The organism is Vibrio rotiferianus CAIM 577 = LMG 21460 (assembly GCF_002741985.1).
Lineage (GTDB): Bacteria > Pseudomonadota > Gammaproteobacteria > Enterobacterales > Vibrionaceae > Vibrio > Vibrio rotiferianus.
The window spans coordinates 89,745-105,273 of the sequence record NZ_APHW01000002.1 but is presented as its reverse complement, the minus strand read 5'-3'; the positions used below and the strand labels follow the sequence as shown (position 1 = coordinate 105,273).

The following is a 15,529-nucleotide window of genomic DNA, read 5'->3' as shown; positions in this document are numbered from 1 at the left end:
TAAAATGTAATTTGGCGTAAATTAGCAGAAATTTCACTTGGAGTAAGAGATAAGTCACACCCTCCGATCCAGAATGCGACATTCGAGCACAATCATTTAAACCGAGGCTCGAACCTGATATCCTGTGCCTTTATCACTCCTAATAAGAGCGACATTCATGTCTGAAATTAAATTTGAAACTGCAGAACAGAAAGCGAGCTACGGTATTGGTCTGCAAATGGGTCAGCAACTGGCTGGTTCTGGTCTAGAAGGCCTTAGCGTTGACGCTATCGCTGCTGGTATTGCAACGGCACTAACTGGTGACATGCCTTCTATCGAGATCGACGAGATCAACAACGCACTGCAAGAGCTACACACTCGTGCAGAAGCAGTTCGTCAAGAAGCAGCTAAAGCAGCAGCAGCTGACGGCGAAGCGTTCCTAAAAGACAACGCTCTACGTCCAGAAGTAAACGTTCTTGAGTCTGGTCTTCAGTACGAAATCATCACTGAAGGTACTGGCGAAATCCCAACAGCAGCGTCTCAAGTACGTGTTCACTACCACGGTGAGCTAACTGACGGCACTGTATTCGACAGCTCTGTATCTCGCGGTCAACCTGCTGAGTTCCCAGTAACTGGCGTAATCAAAGGTTGGGTTGAAGCTCTTCAACTAATGCCTGTTGGCTCTAAGTGGAAACTATACATCCCACAAGACCTAGCATACGGTGAGCGTGGCGCAGGTGCTGCTATTCCTCCATTTGCTGCTCTAGTATTCGAAGTAGAGCTACTAGACATCCTTTAATTTGGATTTTTAGCAAAGCTAATAACGGCGACACATTGTGTCGCCGTTTTTTTTGGATAATACTGAGGTAAATTCTTAAAAAGAATGGTTAGCAGTAAGTAATAAGGAGATGATATGTATAAGAAAGTGGCTATCGCAGCACTTGCCAGTGTCGCATTGATGGGCTGTCAAAGCACATCGAAAGAGAATCAAGTAGGCGTTGACAGCGGCTATAGTGAAATTGCGAACGCGGCACTGATGGGAGCAGTTAAAGCTTGGTCAAAACAGGGAGCAGCAGATACTGACCTAGTTTCTGCCATTCAAAAAAGTACAAACGTGTCATCCGAACAAGCTATTGGTGGTGTAGGTTCACTATTGGCCTTAGCTCAGAGTTCTCTGGGTAATAATGAGACTTCAGAACTAGCGGGACTAGTTCCAGGTTTTGACTCTCTACAGACAAGTGGCCTGTCTGCTTTAATCGCAAACAACGAGACAGTAAAAGGTGCGTTCTCTGCTCTAGGTATGGACCCATCCCTGATTTCCACTTTTACTCCCCTAATCTTAAGTGCACTGCAAAGCCAAGGTGCAAGTTCTGGCCTACTCGATAGCCTAGGTGCTATCTGGAAATAAGCGAGAAGCGAGAAGCGAGAAGCGAGAAGCGAGAAGCGAGAAGCGAGAAGCGAGAAGCGAGAAGCGAGAAAATCATGTAGGGTTGGCACACAGTGTCGACCCTTTTTCTTTGAATTCAGATAATCAAATCCAAATATGGGCCAGTAGTGCCAGTAACTTTCGACTTGCTCTCCGCGAGCAAATCTCGCAGGGCATAAGCCGTTATTTCCCTAGCTTCAAAAACAAAAAAGCCGAGCTAACGCTCGGCTTTTTTTGTTCTTACGAACTGAGATTACTCAGCAGCTTCTTCAGCAGCTGGGCGATCTACAAGCTCAATGTAAGCCATTGGAGCTTTATCACCAGCACGGAAGCCAGCTTTTAGGATACGAGTGTAACCGCCCTGACGAGCAGCAAAACGTGGACCTAGTTCGTTAAACAGTTTTGCAACTACTTCGTTATCACGAGTACGTGCAAATGCTAGACGACGGTTAGCAACACTGTCAGTCTTAGCTAGTGTAATCAAAGGCTCAACTACGCGACGTAGCTCTTTTGCTTTTGGCAAAGTAGTCTTGATAACTTCATGACGTACTAGAGAGCTAGCCATGTTGCTGAACATCGCTTTGCGATGTGAGCTGTTGCGGTTGAGTTGACGACCACTCTTACGATGGCGCATGACCTAATCCTTCTAACTAGTATCGATTAATCTTCAGCGATTGATGCAGGTGGCCAGTTTTCTAGGCGCATGCCCAGAGACAGACCACGTGACGCAAGTACGTCTTTAATCTCAGTAAGAGATTTTTTACCAAGGTTAGGCGTTTTAAGTAGCTCAACCTCAGTACGTTGTACTAGATCACCGATGTAGTGAATCGCTTCTGCTTTCAAACAGTTAGCAGAGCGAACTGTTAGTTCAAGATCGTCTACAGGACGCAGTAGGATCGGATCGAATTCTGGCTTCTCTTCCTTCTCCTCAGGTACACGTACATCACGAAGATCTACGAACGCATCCAATTGTTCAGCTAGGATAGTAGCTGCACGACGGATTGCTTCCTCAGGTTCTAGAGTACCGTTTGTTTCCATATCGATAACAAGCTTGTCTAGATCAGTACGCTGTTCTACACGAGCTGCTTCTACAGCGTAGGCAATTTTGTCTACAGGGCTGTAAGTAGCATCTACTAGTAGGCGACCGATTGGACGCTCATCTTCTTCAGTATGGATACGCGCTGAAGCTGGAACATAACCACGACCACGTTCTACTTTAATACGCATTGCGATTTCAGCGTTGTCATCCGTTAGGTGACAAATAACGTGTTCAGGGTTAGCGATCTCTACATCACCGTCATGGGTGATGTCACCTGCAACCACAGGGCCCGAGCCTGATTTGTTCAAAGTAATGAACACTTCATCTTTGCCTTCGGCAACGCGTACAGCCAAACCTTTAAGGTTTAGAAGAATTTCAAGAATATCTTCTTGAACGCCTTCTTTAGTGCTGTACTCATGAAGTACGCCTTCGATTTCTACTTCTGTTACAGCACAACCTGGCATAGAAGATAGAAGAATACGGCGAAGTGCATTACCCAGAGTATGACCAAAGCCACGCTCTAATGGCTCAAGAGTTACTTTTGCGTGAGTCGAGCTGATTTGTTCAATGTCAACTAGACGTGGCTTAAGAAATTCTGTTACAGAACCCTGCATTGTGTCCTCTCTTTAGTTTAAACCTTACTTAGAGTAAAGCTCGACGATCAATTGTTCGTTGATGTCAGCTGATAGATCAGAACGCTCAGGCATACGCTTGAATGTACCTTCCATCTTGCCACCATCTACTTCAATCCAAGTTGGTTTTTCACGTTGTTCAGCAACTTCTAGAGCTGCTTTGATACGAGCTTGCTGTTTAGCTTTCTCGCGAATAGAAACAACGTCATTAGCCGCTACTTTGAAAGAAGGAACGTTTACAACTTTACCGTTAACTAGGATAGCTTTGTGGCTAACTAGCTGACGTGCTTCTGCGCGAGTTGCGCCAAAGCCCATGCGGTAAACTACGTTATCAAGACGACCTTCAAGAAGCTGAAGCAGGTTCTCACCTGTGTTGCCTTTAAGACGTGCAGCTTCTTTGTAGTAGTTACGGAATTGTTTTTCTAGAACGCCGTACATACGACGAACTTTTTGCTTCTCACGAAGCTGAACGCCATACTCAGATAGACGACCGCGACGAGCGCCGTGTACACCTGGTGCGTTATCAATTTTACACTTGGTATCGATCGCGCGAACACCAGACTTAAGGAATAAGTCAGTGCCTTCACGACGGCTAAGCTTCAGCTTAGGACCCAAATATCTTGCCATGATCTTTCTCCAGTAATCTAAAAAACGTTATACGCGACGTTTCTTAGGTGGACGACAACCGTTATGAGGGATTGGTGTAGCATCAACGATGTTTGTGATGCGGAAACCAGCTGCGTTCAGAGCGCGAACAGTAGATTCACGACCTGGACCAGGACCCTTAACCATAACTTCCAAGTTCTTTAGACCGTATTCTTTAGCCATTTCAGCACAACGCTCAGCAGCAACCTGTGCAGCGAACGGAGTAGACTTACGAGAACCACGGAAACCAGAACCACCTGCAGTAGCCCAAGCTAGAGCGTTACCTTGACGGTCAGTAATGGTTACGATTGTGTTATTGAAAGAAGCATGGATGTGCGCAACGCCATCTGCAACTTGCTTGCGTACGCGCTTACGAGCGCGAGTTGGTTGTTTAGCCATTGTACTCTACCTTCCCGATTATTTCTTGATCGGCTTACGCGGACCCTTACGGGTGCGAGCGTTGGTTTTAGTACGCTGTCCACGTAGTGGTAGACTGCGACGATGACGAAGACCACGGTAACAGCCAAGGTCCATAAGACGCTTGATGTTCATAGATACTTCACGACGTAGATCACCTTCTACAGTGTACTTAGCTACACCATCACGCAGTTGATCGATCTGCTCTTCAGTTAGTTCACTGATCTTAACATCTTCAGCAATACCCACTTCAGCTAGGATAGCTTGAGAGCGAGTTTTACCGATGCCGTAGATCGCCGTTAGAGCGATTACAGCGTGTTTCTGATCAGGAATGTTAATGCCTGCTATACGGGCCATTATTCACTCCTAAGTGTTTCTATAAAAGAATTAGCCGCAGCAAAGCCCGTGATGGATACGCTGCGGAGTACTACTTCTTTTGCACGCAAAAGGTAGGCCGAGGAATATACTCGACCTAACCTTCGTTTTCAAGTAAAAATTTCTGCTAATTAGCCTTGGCGCTGTTTGTGCTTTGGCTCACTGCAAATCACGCGAACAACACCGTTGCGCTTGATTACTTTACAGTTACGGCAGATTTTTTTAACGGAAGCACGAACTTTCATTGCTAAACTCCGTAATTGAAACTGAGTCTACCGTCGAATTAACGACCGTAGCCTTTCAGATTCGCTTTCTTCAACACAGAATCATACTGTTGAGACATCAGATGAGTCTGTACCTGTGCCATAAAGTCCATGATAACAACAACTACGATAAGTAGTGATGTACCGCCGAAGTAGAAACGTACGTTCCACGCGACCATCATGAACTCGGGAATCAGACAGATAAAGGTAATGTACAGTGCACCTGCTAGGGTTAAACGTGTCATCACTTTATCAATGTACTTAGCTGTCTGCTCACCTGGGCGGATACCGGGTACGAATGCACCGGACTTCTTCAAGTTATCTGCTGTTTCACGCGGGTTGAAAACCAACGCCGTGTAGAAGAAACAGAAGAAAATAATCGCTGCTGCATAAAGCATTACATACAGCGGTTGACCTGGGCTAAGAGCCAAAGACACGTCAGTTAACCAACCGAACGCGCTGCTCTCACCGTTCTGACCAAACCACTGAGCCAGTGTTCCTGGGAACAGGATAATACTTGATGCGAAAATCGCTGGAATAACACCCGCCATATTAATTTTAAGTGGCAAGTGCGAGCTTTGCGCAGCAAATACTTTACGACCTTGTTGACGCTTAGCGTAGTTAACGACGATACGGCGTTGACCACGTTCCATGAAAACAACGAAGTAAATTACTGCAAAAGCTAATACCGCAATTAGCAACAGAAGAAGTACATGCAATTCACCTTGACGCGCTTGCTCGATTGTTTGACCGATTGCAGAAGGCAATCCAGCAACAATACCTGCAAAAATCAGAATGGAAATACCATTACCGATTCCTCGCTCTGTAATTTGTTCACCTAACCACATTAGGAACATGGTACCGGTTACTAAACTTACGGTAGCAATTAGCGTAAACATGGTTTGGTTCATAACAACCAGATTGTCGACCATGTTTGGTAAGCCAGTTGCAATACCAATAGCTTGGAATGTTGCAAGTACAAGCGTGCCGTAGCGTGTATATTGGCTGATCTTACGACGGCCTGCTTCACCCTCTTTTTTGAGTTCCGCTAACGCTGGATGAACTACAGTTAGCAATTGGACAACAATAGATGCCGAAATATACGGCATGATGCCCAATGCTAATATAGATGCACGCTCAAGAGCACCACCGGAGAACATGTTAAACATTTCAACGATGGTACCTTTTTGCTGTTCGAACAAATCGGCAAGTACAGCAGCGTCAATACCAGGAATCGGCACAAAAGAGCCGGCTCGGAATACTAAAAGTGCACCAATTACGAATAACAAGCGCGACTTTAGTTCACTTAAGCCGCTCTGAGCACTACGAAAATCTTGTCCTGGTTTCTTAGCCATCTGTACCTCGTTCCTCGAGATTATTCCTCGATTTTACCGCCTGCAGCTTCGATTGCAGCTTTAGCGCCTTTAGTCACACGTAGACCTTTAACAGTCACTGCTTTGTTAATTTCACCAGAAAGAACAACTTTTACGAATTCGATGTTCTTAGTGATGATGTTAGCAGCTTTAAGGCTGTTTAGATCAACCACGTCACCAGAAACTTTCGCTAGCTCAGCTAGACGAACTTCAGCAGACACTAGGCTCTTACGAGAAGTGAAACCGAATTTTGGTAGACGTTGTTTCAGAGGCATCTGACCGCCTTCGAAACCTGGACGAACTTTACCGCCAGAACGTGATTTTTGACCTTTGTGACCACGGCCACCAGTTTTACCTAGGCCAGAACCGATACCACGACCTACACGCTTAGGAGCATGCTTAGAGCCCGCAGCCGGTGCAAGAGTATTCAAACGCATTCTGATTACTCCTCAACTTTAACCATGTAGTAAACCTTGTTGATCATACCGCGTACGCACGGAGTATCTTCAAGTTCTACTGTGTGGTTGATTTTACGAAGACCTAGACCACGCAAAGTAGCTTTGTGCTTTGGTAGGCGGCCAATTGAGCTTTTAGTTTGAGTTACTTTAATAGTTGCCATGGTGTTCTTACTCCGAAATAGATTCAACAGTTAGACCACGTTTAGCAGCAACCATTTCTGGTGACTTCATGCTACCTAGTGCATCGATCGTAGCACGAACGATGTTGATAGGGTTCGTAGAACCGTATGCTTTAGATAGTACGTTGTGTACACCAGCAACTTCTAGTACTGCACGCATCGCACCACCTGCGATAACACCAGTACCTTCTGCAGCAGGCTGCATGTAAACTTTAGAGCCCGAATGGCGACCTTTCACTGGGTGGTGAAGAGTGCCTTCGTTTAGCGCGATCGTAGTCATGTTACGACGTGCTTTTTCCATTGCTTTTTGAATCGCTGCAGGTACTTCACGAGCTTTGCCGTAACCGAAACCTACACGACCGTTACCGTCACCAACTACTGTTAGTGCAGTGAAGCTCATGATTCGACCGCCTTTAACCGTTTTAGAAACGCGGTTAACTGCGATTAGCTTTTCTTGCAAATCATTCGCTTGAACTTGTTGTTCTTTAGCCATCTTCCAACCCTACCTTAGAATTTCAGACCAGCTTCGCGAGCAGATTCTGCTAGCGCCGCTACTCGACCGTGGTATTGGAAACCAGAACGATCAAATGCAACTGCAGTTACGCCTTTTTCAAGAGCGCGTTCTGCAACAGCTTTACCTACTGCTTTAGCTGCATCAACGTTACCAGTGTATTTCACTTGCTCACGGATCGCTTTTTCTACAGTAGAAGCTGCTGCGATAACCTCAGAGCCATTAGCCGCGATAACCTGTGCGTACACGTGACGAGGAGTACGGTGTACAACTAGGCGAGTCGCACCCAGTTCTGCAATCTTACGACGTGCACGTGTAGCACGACGGATGCGAGATGCTTTCTTATCCATAGTGTTACCTTACTTCTTCTTAGCTTCTTTAGTACGCACATTTTCATCTGCGTAACGAACACCTTTGCCTTTGTAAGGCTCAGGTTGACGGTAAGAACGAATGTCAGCCGCAACTTGACCAACTAGTTGCTTATCGCAACCAGTGATGATGATTTCAGTTTGGCTTGGACATTCAGCTTTAATACCCGCTGGCAACTCGTGCTCAACTGGGTGAGAGAAGCCTAGTGTTAGACCTACAGCGTTGCCTTTAATAGCAGCACGGTAACCAACACCTTTAAGAGTTAGCTTCTTAGTAAAGCCTTCAGTAACACCAACAACCATGTTATTAACTAGAGCGCGAGCTGTACCAGCTTGTGCCCATGCGTTAGTAACACCTTCTTTAGGACCGAAAGTCAGGTTGTTTTCTTCCTGAGCGATAACAACAGCGTCGTTAAGAACGCGAGTTAGTTCGCCTTTAGCACCTTTTACAGTGATTTCTTGGCCGTTTAGTTTCACCTCTACGCCAGCTGGAATAGCGACAGGTGCTTTTGCAACACGAGACATAGTCTACTCCTATTAAGCTACGTAACAGATGATTTCACCGCCAAGACCTGCTTTACGTGCAGCGCGGTCTGACATCAGACCCTTGGAAGTAGAAACGATAGCAATACCAAGACCACCCATTACAGAAGGAAGTTGATCTTTCTTCTTGTAAACACGTAGACCTGGACGAGAAACACGTTTAAGTTGCTCGATTACTGGTTTTGCTTGGAAGTACTTAAGTGTAACTTCTAGCTCAGGTTTTGCTTCGCCTTCAACAGCGAAGTCAACGATGTAACCTTCAGCTTTTAGTAGTGCAGCGATTGCAACTTTAAGCTTTGAAGAAGGCATTTTAACAGCAACTTTGTTTGCTGCCTGACCGTTACGAACGCGGGTCAGCATATCCGAAATCGGATCTTGCATGCTCATATGATTTACTCCAAATGATTAAGTGGCAATTACCAGCTAGCCTTACGAAGACCCGGAATCTCGCCTTTCATGCAAGCTTCACGAACCTTAATACGGCTTAGACCGAACTTACGTAGGTAACCGTGTGGACGACCAGTTTGGTTACAACGGTTGCGCTGACGTGATGCACTTGAATCACGTGGAAGAGATTGCAGTGTAAGAACCGCATTCCAACGATCTTCTTCAGATGCGTTTACATCGCTGATGATAGCTTTTAGCGCCGCACGCTTTTCAGCGAACTTAGCTACTAGCTTCGCACGTTTTGCTTCACGTGCTTTCATTGAATTTTTAGCCATAACAGTAACCCTTCACCTTACTTACGGAATGGGAAGTTAAAGGCAGCCAGCAGAGCACGGCCTTCCTCATCAGTACCAGCAGACGTCGTAATAGTGATGTCTAGACCGCGTACTCGATCAACTTTATCAAAGTCGATTTCCGGGAAGATGATTTGCTCGCGAACGCCCATGCTGTAGTTACCGCGACCGTCAAAAGACTTAGCGCTAACACCACGGAAGTCACGTACACGTGGAAGTGCGATAGAGATTAAACGCTCTAAAAATTCCCACATACGTTCGCCACGCAAGGTTACTTTACAACCGATAGGGTAGCCTTCACGGATTTTGAAACCAGCAACAGATTTACGCGCTTTAGTGATAAGTGGCTTTTGACCAGAGATCGTTGCCATATCAGATGCTGCGTTTTCTAGCAGTTTCTTATCGTTGATTGCTTCACCAACACCCATGTTTAGGGTGATTTTCTCGATTCTAGGGACTTGCATGACGCTTGTGTAGCTAAACTGTTTGGTCAGTTCAGCGACTACAGACGACTTGTAGTAATCATGCAGTTTCGCCATAGTAGAACTCCAAATTACTTCTATTAGTTAGAAACGATTTCGTTGTTAGATTTAAAGAAACGTACTTTCTTACCATCTTCAAAACGGAAACCGATACGGTCAGCTTTACCAGTAGCTGCGTTAAAGATCGCCACGTTAGAAACATCGATTGCTGCTTCTTGTTCAACGATACCACCTTGTTGACCTAGAGCCGGAACCGGCTTTTGGTGTTTCTTAACAAGGTTGATGCCTTCAACGATAACTTTACCAGTTGCTAGGACCTTAGTTACTTTACCTTTCTTGCCTTTGTCTTTACCAGCAAGAACGATTACTTCGTCATTACGACGGATTTTAGCTGCCATTTCTACGTGCTCCTTACAGAACTTCTGGAGCCAGTGAAACGATCTTCATGAACTTATCGCCACGAAGTTCGCGTGTCACAGGACCAAAGATACGTGTACCGATTGGTTGCTCTGTATTGTCGTTCAACAATACGCAAGCATTTCGGTCGAAGCGAATGACAGAACCGTCAGGACGACGTACGCCTTTACGGGTGCGCACTACCACCGCCTTCAGAACGTCACCTTTTTTAACTTTACCGCGAGGAATTGCTTCCTTAACAGTAACTTTGATAACGTCACCGATATGTGCATAACGGCGGTGAGAGCCACCCAGAACCTTAATACACATTACGCTGCGTGCGCCTGAGTTATCAGCTGCGTCCAGCATACTTTGCATTTGGATCATGTTAGTGCTCCGCTAAATTATAAAAAAACTAGACCCTCTCGGGTCGGGCTGCCTCTTTAAAAGGGACGCGAATTGTACCACCCTTTTTTTCAATTGGGTAGTCAAAAAATAAACGGCCCCAAAAATAATTTTGGAGCCGTTTAGTTTCATAGAATTAGCTAGGATTAACCTTTAGCTTTTTCTAGAACTTTTACCAAAGTCCAAGACTTAGTCTTAGACAGTGGACGACACTCAGCGATTTCAACTGTGTCGCCTAGGCCACACTCGTTGTTCGCGTCATGTGCGTGTACTTTAGTCGTACGCTTTACGAATTTACCGTAAATTGGGTGTTTCACCATGCGTTCGATAGCAACTACGATAGACTTGTCCATCTTGTCGCTAACTACACGACCTTGTTGAGTACGTTTTACTTCGCTCATTATGCGCCTGCCTTCTCAGTCAAAACAGTTTTCACACGTGCGATATCACGGCGTACAGCTTTCAGAGTATGAGTTTGCTGTAGCTGACCAGTTGCAGCTTGCATGCGCAAGTTGAACTGTTCGCGTAGCAAATTCAATAGCTCAGCGTTAAGCTCTTCAACGCTTTTCTCGCGTAGATCTTGTGCTTTCATCACATCACCTGCTTAGTTACAAATGTAGTCTTGAATGGCAGTTTACGAGCCGCTAGGCGGAACGCTTCACGTGCCAATTCTTCAGGTACACCACCCATTTCGTACATAACCTTACCAGGTTGGATTTGGGCTACCCAGTACTCAACGTTACCTTTACCCTTACCTTGACGAACTTCAAGTGGTTTTTCTGTGATTGGTTTGTCTGGGAACACACGGATCCAGATTTTACCTTGACGCTTAACGTGACGTGTCATTGCACGACGTGCCGCTTCAATTTGACGAGCAGTTAGACGACCACGGCCAACAGCTTTAAGACCGAATTCGCCGAAGCTTACATCAGTACCTTTAGCTAGACCACGGTTACGACCTGTCTGAACCTTACGGAACTTAGTACGTTTAGGTTGTAGCATCTGTCGACTCCTTACTTACGGCCTTTACGCTGCTTCTTAGGCTTGTCGCCTTTAGGCTCTACAGCGTTAGCTGCTGGCATACCACCTAGGATTTCACCTTTGAAGATCCAAGTTTTAATGCCGATCACACCGTATTGAGTGTGAGCCGAAGAAGTTGCGTAATCAATGTCTGCACGTAGAGTGTGTAGAGGCACACGACCTTCACGGTACCACTCAGAACGTGCGATTTCAGCGCCGCCTAGACGACCGCTTACTTCCACTTTGATGCCTTTAGCACCTAGACGCATTGCGTTTTGTACCGCGCGCTTCATAGCACGACGGAACATAACACGACGCTCTAGTTGAGACGCGATGCTGTCACCAACAAGTTGTGCATCAAGTTCAGGCTTACGTACTTCAGCGATGTTAATTTGCGCTGGTACACCTGCAATTTTTGCTACAGCTGCGCGTAGTTTCTCAACGTCTTCACCTTTCTTACCGATTACAACGCCTGGACGAGCAGTGTGAATAGTCACACGGATGCTCTTAGCAGGACGCTCGATAACGATACGTGAAAGAGACGCTTTTTGTAGTTCCTTAGTTAGGAACTGACGTACCTTGAAGTCGCCGTCTAGGTTGTCAGCGAAATCTTTGGTGTTAGCAAACCATGTAGCATTCCAAGGCTTAACGATGCCAAGACGAATACCATTAGGATGTACTTTTTGACCCATTGCTTACTCTCCTAGTCTCTAGCGATCTGCTACAACAACAGTGATGTGGCTTGAACGCTTCAAGATACGATCCGCACGACCTTTAGCACGAGGCATAATACGCTTCATGATAGGGCCTTCATCTACAAAGATTTTTGCGACATTCAGATCGTCAATATCTGCACCTTCGTTGTGCTCCGCGTTAGCGATAGCAGACTCTAGAACTTTCTTAACTAGAACAGCAGCTTTTTTGTTGCTGAAAGTTAGGATTTCTAGAGCTTGGTCAACAGATTTACCACGAATTAGATCCGCAACTAAGCGAGCTTTCTGAGGCGAAATGCGAGCAAAGTTATGTTTAGCAATAGCTTCCATCATTTACTCCTTAACGCTTCTTAGCTTTCTTATCCGCAGCGTGACCGCGGTAAGTACGTGTTGGTGCGAATTCACCTAGTTTGTGACCGATCATTTCTTCGGTAACGAAAACAGGTACGTGCTGACGACCATTATGGACAGCGATGGTCAAACCGATCATCGATGGGATGATCATTGAACGACGGGACCAAGTCTTAAGTGGCTTTTTGTCTCCGCTTTCCACCGCTTTCTCTACCTTCTTCAGCAAGTGTAGGTCAATAAATGGACCTTTCTTGAGAGAACGTGGCATGGCGATTCCTCTTTATATAGATTACTTGTTACGACGACGTACGATGTACTTGTCAGTGCGTTTGTTCTTACGAGTCTTGAAGCCTTTAGTTGGCATACCCCAAGGAGATACTGGGTGACGACCGCCAGATGTACGACCTTCACCACCACCGTGTGGGTGATCAACCGGGTTCATTACTACACCACGTACGGTTGGACGTACGCCGCGCCAGCGTGAAGCACCAGCTTTACCAAGTTCACGTAGCATGTGCTCAGAGTTACCAACTTCACCGATTGTTGCACGGCCTTCAGAAAGAACTTTGCGCATTTCGCCAGAACGTAGACGGATAGTTACGTACGCACCGTCGCGAGCAACGATTTGAGCGTAAGCACCAGCCGAACGAGCTAGCTGACCACCTTTACCAGGTTTAAGTTCAACGTTGTGTACAGTTGAACCTACTGGGATGTTACGCATTGGTAGAGTGTTACCAGCTTTGATTGGTGCATCAACACCAGACTGAATAACATCACCCGCGTTAACACCTTTAGGTGCTAGGATGTAGCGACGCTCACCGTCTTTGTATAGAACTAGAGCAATGTTTGCGCTACGGTTTGGATCGTATTCTAGACGCTCAACTGTCGCTGGGATACCGTCTTTAGTACGTTTGAAGTCAACTAGACGGTAGTGGTGCTTGTGACCACCGCCGATGTGACGTACTGTGATACGACCGTTGTTGTTACGACCACCGTTCTTAGAGTTTTTCTCTAGAAGAGGTGCGTATGGCTTGCCCTTGTGTAGGTCAGCGTTAACAACTTTAACAACGTGACGACGACCAGGGGAAGTCGGCTTACATTTAACAATAGCCATTCTTAACTACTCCTGTTATTCCGCGCCGCCAACAAAGTCAAGATCTTGACCTTCTTTCAAAGTAACGTACGCTTTCTTAACGTCGCTGCGGCGACCTTGGCGTAGACCTTGACGTTTGGTCTTACCCTTAGTGATAAGAGTATTTACAGACTTAACTTCAACTTCAAAAAGCTTTTCTACAGCTGCTTTGATCTCTTTTTTAGTTGCATCTTTAGCTACTTTGAAAACGATAGTGTTCGCTTTCTCAGCTGCCATAGTTGCTTTTTCAGAGATGTGCGGAGCACGTAGAACTTTTAGGATACGCTCTTCAGTGATCATGCTAGCATCTCCTCAACTTGCTTAACTGCTTCAGCAGTCATTACAACTTTGTCGAACGCGATTAGTGAAACTGGGTCGATACCAGCAACGTCACGTGCGTCAACTTTGTATAGGTTACGAGCAGCTAGGAATAGATTCTCATCTACTTCGCTAGTCACGATTAGAGCGTCAGTTAGCTCAAGCTCTTTAAGCTTAGCAACTAGCTCTTTAGTCTTTGGCGCTTCAACTGAGAAGTTATCAACAACGATTAGACGCTCTTGACGAACTAGCTCAGAAAGAATGCTCTTCATAGCACCGCGGTACATTTTTTTGTTTACTTTTTGGCTGTGATCTTGTGGTTTCGCAGCAAAAGTAACACCACCTGTACGCCAGATTGGGCTACGGATTGTACCAGCACGCGCACGGCCAGTACCTTTTTGACGCCATGGCTTAGCGCCACCGCCAGAAACTTCTGAACGTGTTTTTTGAGCACGAGTACCTTGACGAGCACCTGCTGCAAACGCAACAACTACTTGGTGTACAAGAGCTTCGTTAAACTCACGTCCGAAAGTAGTTTCGGAAACAGTTAGTGCATCAGCACCTTTAACCATTAGTTCCATTACTTACTCCTGAGACGTTATGCTTTAACAGCTGGTTTAACGATCACGTTGCCACCTGTTGAGCCCGGTACTGCACCTTTAATAAGAAGCAGATTGCGCTCAGCGTCAACACGTACGATCTCTAGGTTTTGAGTCGTTACACGCTCAGCACCCATGTGACCTGCCATTTTCTTGCCTTTAAATACGCGACCTGGAGTTTGACATTGGCCAATTGAACCCGGTGCACGGTGAGACAATGAGTTACCGTGAGTCATATCTTGAGTACGGAAGTTCCAACGCTTAACAGCGCCTTGGAAGCCCTTACCTTTAGATGTACCAGTAACGTCTACTTTCTTAGTTTCGTTGAATAGTTCAACTGTTAGCTCAGCGCCAACTGCGAACTCTTCACCGTTTTCCAAACGGAATTCCCAAAGACCGCGACCAGCTTCAACGCCAGCTTTAGCAAAGTGACCTGCTTCAGCTTTGTTTACACGGTTAGCTTTCTTAGAACCAGCAGTTACCTGAATTGCTGCGTAGCCGTCTGTCTCAAGAGTTTTAACTTGAGAAACACGGTTTGCTTCAACTTCAACAACTGTTACTGGGATAGAAACGCCGTCTTCAGTAAATACGCGGGTCATGCCCACTTTACGACCGATTAGACCAATCATTCTTCTAATCTCCCTTAACCTAGGCTAATTTGAACGTCAACGCCCGCAGCAAGGTCTAGACGCATTAGAGCATCAACAGTTTTGTCTGTTGGCTCAACGATGTCGATTAGACGCTTGTGAGTACGAATTTCGTACTGGTCACGTGCTTTCTTGTTAACGTGTGGAGAGATAAGAACTGTGAAACGCTCTTTACGAGTTGGCAGTGGGATTGGACCACGAACCTGTGCGCCAGTGCGCTTAGCTGTTTCAACGATTTCCGCTGTAGAAGCGTCGATTAGTTTGTAATCGAATGCTTTTAGGCGGATACGGATACGTTGGTTCTGCATGAGACAGAGCTCCAATATTAAAAATTACACAAACAATATCGCCACTCAGACTCGTCAAGACGAGAGAATGCCGATTGATTTATGTGAAACCGTAGCGTCCAAGATTAGGACACATTGTCAGTTAATTTTCGATTAACTATCCCTACATACCAGAGTCACGTCTGGGGATAGTTTTTCCGAAGAAAAGATAGCTAATTGTATTAACCGCGA

General features: G+C 45.8%; 30 protein-coding genes. 2 read left to right on the top strand and 28 right to left on the bottom strand.

What is annotated here, in order from left to right; translation table 11 throughout:
- The first annotated feature begins 157 nt into the window (after positions 1-157).
- Positions 158-778, top strand: coding sequence for a BamJ family beta-barrel-assembly machinery protein (gene bamJ, locus B853_RS01305; RefSeq protein ID WP_005437303.1), 621 nt, complete (start codon positions 158-160; stop codon positions 776-778).
- 114 nt (positions 779-892) lie between these two features.
- Positions 893-1,387, top strand: a complete 495-nt coding sequence (locus tag B853_RS01300) for a DUF2780 domain-containing protein (RefSeq protein ID WP_038885362.1) — start codon at positions 893-895, stop codon at positions 1,385-1,387.
- Positions 1,388-1,658: 271 nt separating this feature from the next.
- Here B853_RS01300 and rplQ read toward each other — a convergent pair whose 3' ends face one another.
- The 28 genes from rplQ to rpsJ all read right to left on the bottom strand — a co-directional run bounded on the left by rplQ (position 1,659) and on the right by rpsJ (position 15,319).
- Positions 1,659-2,039: a 50S ribosomal protein L17 gene (rplQ, locus tag B853_RS01290; protein ID WP_005383141.1), complete on the bottom strand. Its 381-nt coding sequence runs from the start codon at positions 2,037-2,039 to the stop codon at positions 1,659-1,661.
- 26 nt (positions 2,040-2,065) lie between these two features.
- Positions 2,066-3,058, bottom strand: a complete 993-nt coding sequence (locus B853_RS01285; RefSeq protein ID WP_010445384.1) for a DNA-directed RNA polymerase subunit alpha — start codon at positions 3,056-3,058, stop codon at positions 2,066-2,068.
- Positions 3,059-3,082: 24 nt separating this feature from the next.
- Positions 3,083-3,703 (bottom strand): 30S ribosomal protein S4, encoded by a 621-nt coding sequence (gene rpsD / locus B853_RS01280; RefSeq protein WP_005383146.1) that lies wholly within the window; start codon positions 3,701-3,703, stop codon positions 3,083-3,085.
- Between the two features lie 27 nt (positions 3,704-3,730).
- A complete protein-coding gene (gene rpsK / locus B853_RS01275) occupies positions 3,731-4,120 on the bottom strand; it encodes a 30S ribosomal protein S11 (protein ID WP_001118870.1) in 390 nt (129 codons plus the stop codon).
- An 18-nt stretch (positions 4,121-4,138) separates the two neighbouring features.
- Complete coding sequence (rpsM, locus tag B853_RS01270) at positions 4,139-4,495, bottom strand: 30S ribosomal protein S13 (protein ID WP_005450559.1); 357 nt, start codon at positions 4,493-4,495, stop codon at positions 4,139-4,141.
- A gap of 149 nt (positions 4,496-4,644) precedes the next feature.
- A complete protein-coding gene (gene rpmJ / locus B853_RS01265; RefSeq protein WP_000868186.1) occupies positions 4,645-4,758 on the bottom strand; it encodes a 50S ribosomal protein L36 in 114 nt (37 codons plus the stop codon).
- Between the two features lie 38 nt (positions 4,759-4,796).
- The gene (gene secY, locus B853_RS01260) at positions 4,797-6,131 is read right to left on the bottom strand and encodes a preprotein translocase subunit SecY (RefSeq protein ID WP_005435093.1); all 1,335 of its coding nucleotides are present in this window, start codon (positions 6,129-6,131) and stop codon (positions 4,797-4,799) included.
- 20 nt (positions 6,132-6,151) lie between these two features.
- Positions 6,152-6,586, bottom strand: a complete 435-nt coding sequence (gene rplO, locus B853_RS01255) for a 50S ribosomal protein L15 (protein WP_005450562.1) — start codon at positions 6,584-6,586, stop codon at positions 6,152-6,154.
- Positions 6,587-6,591: 5 nt separating this feature from the next.
- A complete protein-coding gene (rpmD, locus tag B853_RS01250; protein WP_000201159.1) occupies positions 6,592-6,768 on the bottom strand; it encodes a 50S ribosomal protein L30 in 177 nt (58 codons plus the stop codon).
- A gap of 7 nt (positions 6,769-6,775) precedes the next feature.
- Positions 6,776-7,279, bottom strand: a complete 504-nt coding sequence (gene rpsE, locus B853_RS01245; RefSeq protein ID WP_004745894.1) for a 30S ribosomal protein S5 — start codon at positions 7,277-7,279, stop codon at positions 6,776-6,778.
- A gap of 14 nt (positions 7,280-7,293) precedes the next feature.
- On the bottom strand, positions 7,294-7,647 hold the full coding sequence (gene rplR / locus B853_RS01240) for a 50S ribosomal protein L18 (RefSeq protein ID WP_005435088.1): 354 nt from the start codon (positions 7,645-7,647) through the stop codon (positions 7,294-7,296).
- Positions 7,648-7,656: 9 nt separating this feature from the next.
- Positions 7,657-8,190: a 50S ribosomal protein L6 gene (gene rplF / locus B853_RS01235; RefSeq protein ID WP_010445333.1), complete on the bottom strand. Its 534-nt coding sequence runs from the start codon at positions 8,188-8,190 to the stop codon at positions 7,657-7,659.
- Positions 8,191-8,202: 12 nt separating this feature from the next.
- Positions 8,203-8,595 (bottom strand): 30S ribosomal protein S8, encoded by a 393-nt coding sequence (rpsH, locus tag B853_RS01230; protein ID WP_005450567.1) that lies wholly within the window; start codon positions 8,593-8,595, stop codon positions 8,203-8,205.
- A 29-nt stretch (positions 8,596-8,624) separates the two neighbouring features.
- The gene (gene rpsN / locus B853_RS01225) at positions 8,625-8,930 is read right to left on the bottom strand and encodes a 30S ribosomal protein S14 (protein ID WP_004410442.1); all 306 of its coding nucleotides are present in this window, start codon (positions 8,928-8,930) and stop codon (positions 8,625-8,627) included.
- Between the two features lie 17 nt (positions 8,931-8,947).
- Complete coding sequence (rplE, locus tag B853_RS01220) at positions 8,948-9,487, bottom strand: 50S ribosomal protein L5 (protein ID WP_010445325.1); 540 nt, start codon at positions 9,485-9,487, stop codon at positions 8,948-8,950.
- 23 nt (positions 9,488-9,510) lie between these two features.
- Complete coding sequence (rplX, locus tag B853_RS01215) at positions 9,511-9,828, bottom strand: 50S ribosomal protein L24 (protein ID WP_010445323.1); 318 nt, start codon at positions 9,826-9,828, stop codon at positions 9,511-9,513.
- A gap of 13 nt (positions 9,829-9,841) precedes the next feature.
- Entirely contained in the window at positions 9,842-10,213 is a 372-nt protein-coding gene (gene rplN / locus B853_RS01210; RefSeq protein WP_004410450.1) for a 50S ribosomal protein L14, read from the bottom strand.
- Between the two features lie 164 nt (positions 10,214-10,377).
- Entirely contained in the window at positions 10,378-10,632 is a 255-nt protein-coding gene (gene rpsQ / locus B853_RS01205) for a 30S ribosomal protein S17 (protein WP_010445317.1), read from the bottom strand.
- Positions 10,632-10,823 carry a 50S ribosomal protein L29 gene (gene rpmC, locus B853_RS01200; RefSeq protein ID WP_004410456.1) on the bottom strand — a complete coding sequence of 64 codons (192 nt, stop codon included), beginning with the start codon at positions 10,821-10,823 and terminating at the stop codon, positions 10,632-10,634. The genes rpsQ and rpmC overlap by 1 nt, the downstream gene beginning before the upstream one ends.
- Complete coding sequence (gene rplP, locus B853_RS01195; RefSeq protein WP_005379577.1) at positions 10,823-11,233, bottom strand: 50S ribosomal protein L16; 411 nt, start codon at positions 11,231-11,233, stop codon at positions 10,823-10,825. The genes rpmC and rplP overlap by 1 nt, the downstream gene beginning before the upstream one ends.
- A gap of 11 nt (positions 11,234-11,244) precedes the next feature.
- The gene (rpsC, locus tag B853_RS01190; RefSeq protein WP_005435080.1) at positions 11,245-11,943 is read right to left on the bottom strand and encodes a 30S ribosomal protein S3; all 699 of its coding nucleotides are present in this window, start codon (positions 11,941-11,943) and stop codon (positions 11,245-11,247) included.
- Between the two features lie 18 nt (positions 11,944-11,961).
- Positions 11,962-12,294, bottom strand: coding sequence for a 50S ribosomal protein L22 (gene rplV / locus B853_RS01185; protein WP_010445309.1), 333 nt, complete (start codon positions 12,292-12,294; stop codon positions 11,962-11,964).
- Between the two features lie 10 nt (positions 12,295-12,304).
- On the bottom strand, positions 12,305-12,583 hold the full coding sequence (gene rpsS / locus B853_RS01180) for a 30S ribosomal protein S19 (protein ID WP_005431614.1): 279 nt from the start codon (positions 12,581-12,583) through the stop codon (positions 12,305-12,307).
- A 21-nt stretch (positions 12,584-12,604) separates the two neighbouring features.
- The gene (gene rplB, locus B853_RS01175) at positions 12,605-13,429 is read right to left on the bottom strand and encodes a 50S ribosomal protein L2 (RefSeq protein WP_010445306.1); all 825 of its coding nucleotides are present in this window, start codon (positions 13,427-13,429) and stop codon (positions 12,605-12,607) included.
- A gap of 15 nt (positions 13,430-13,444) precedes the next feature.
- Positions 13,445-13,747 carry a 50S ribosomal protein L23 gene (gene rplW / locus B853_RS01170; RefSeq protein ID WP_004398471.1) on the bottom strand — a complete coding sequence of 101 codons (303 nt, stop codon included), beginning with the start codon at positions 13,745-13,747 and terminating at the stop codon, positions 13,445-13,447.
- Positions 13,744-14,346: a 50S ribosomal protein L4 gene (gene rplD, locus B853_RS01165; RefSeq protein ID WP_005435074.1), complete on the bottom strand. Its 603-nt coding sequence runs from the start codon at positions 14,344-14,346 to the stop codon at positions 13,744-13,746. The genes rplW and rplD overlap by 4 nt, the downstream gene beginning before the upstream one ends.
- Before the next feature lie 17 nt (positions 14,347-14,363).
- Positions 14,364-14,993: a 50S ribosomal protein L3 gene (gene rplC, locus B853_RS01160; protein ID WP_005435072.1), complete on the bottom strand. Its 630-nt coding sequence runs from the start codon at positions 14,991-14,993 to the stop codon at positions 14,364-14,366.
- A gap of 14 nt (positions 14,994-15,007) precedes the next feature.
- The gene (rpsJ, locus tag B853_RS01155) at positions 15,008-15,319 is read right to left on the bottom strand and encodes a 30S ribosomal protein S10 (RefSeq protein ID WP_004410492.1); all 312 of its coding nucleotides are present in this window, start codon (positions 15,317-15,319) and stop codon (positions 15,008-15,010) included.
- Positions 15,320-15,529: the final 210 nt, after the last annotated feature.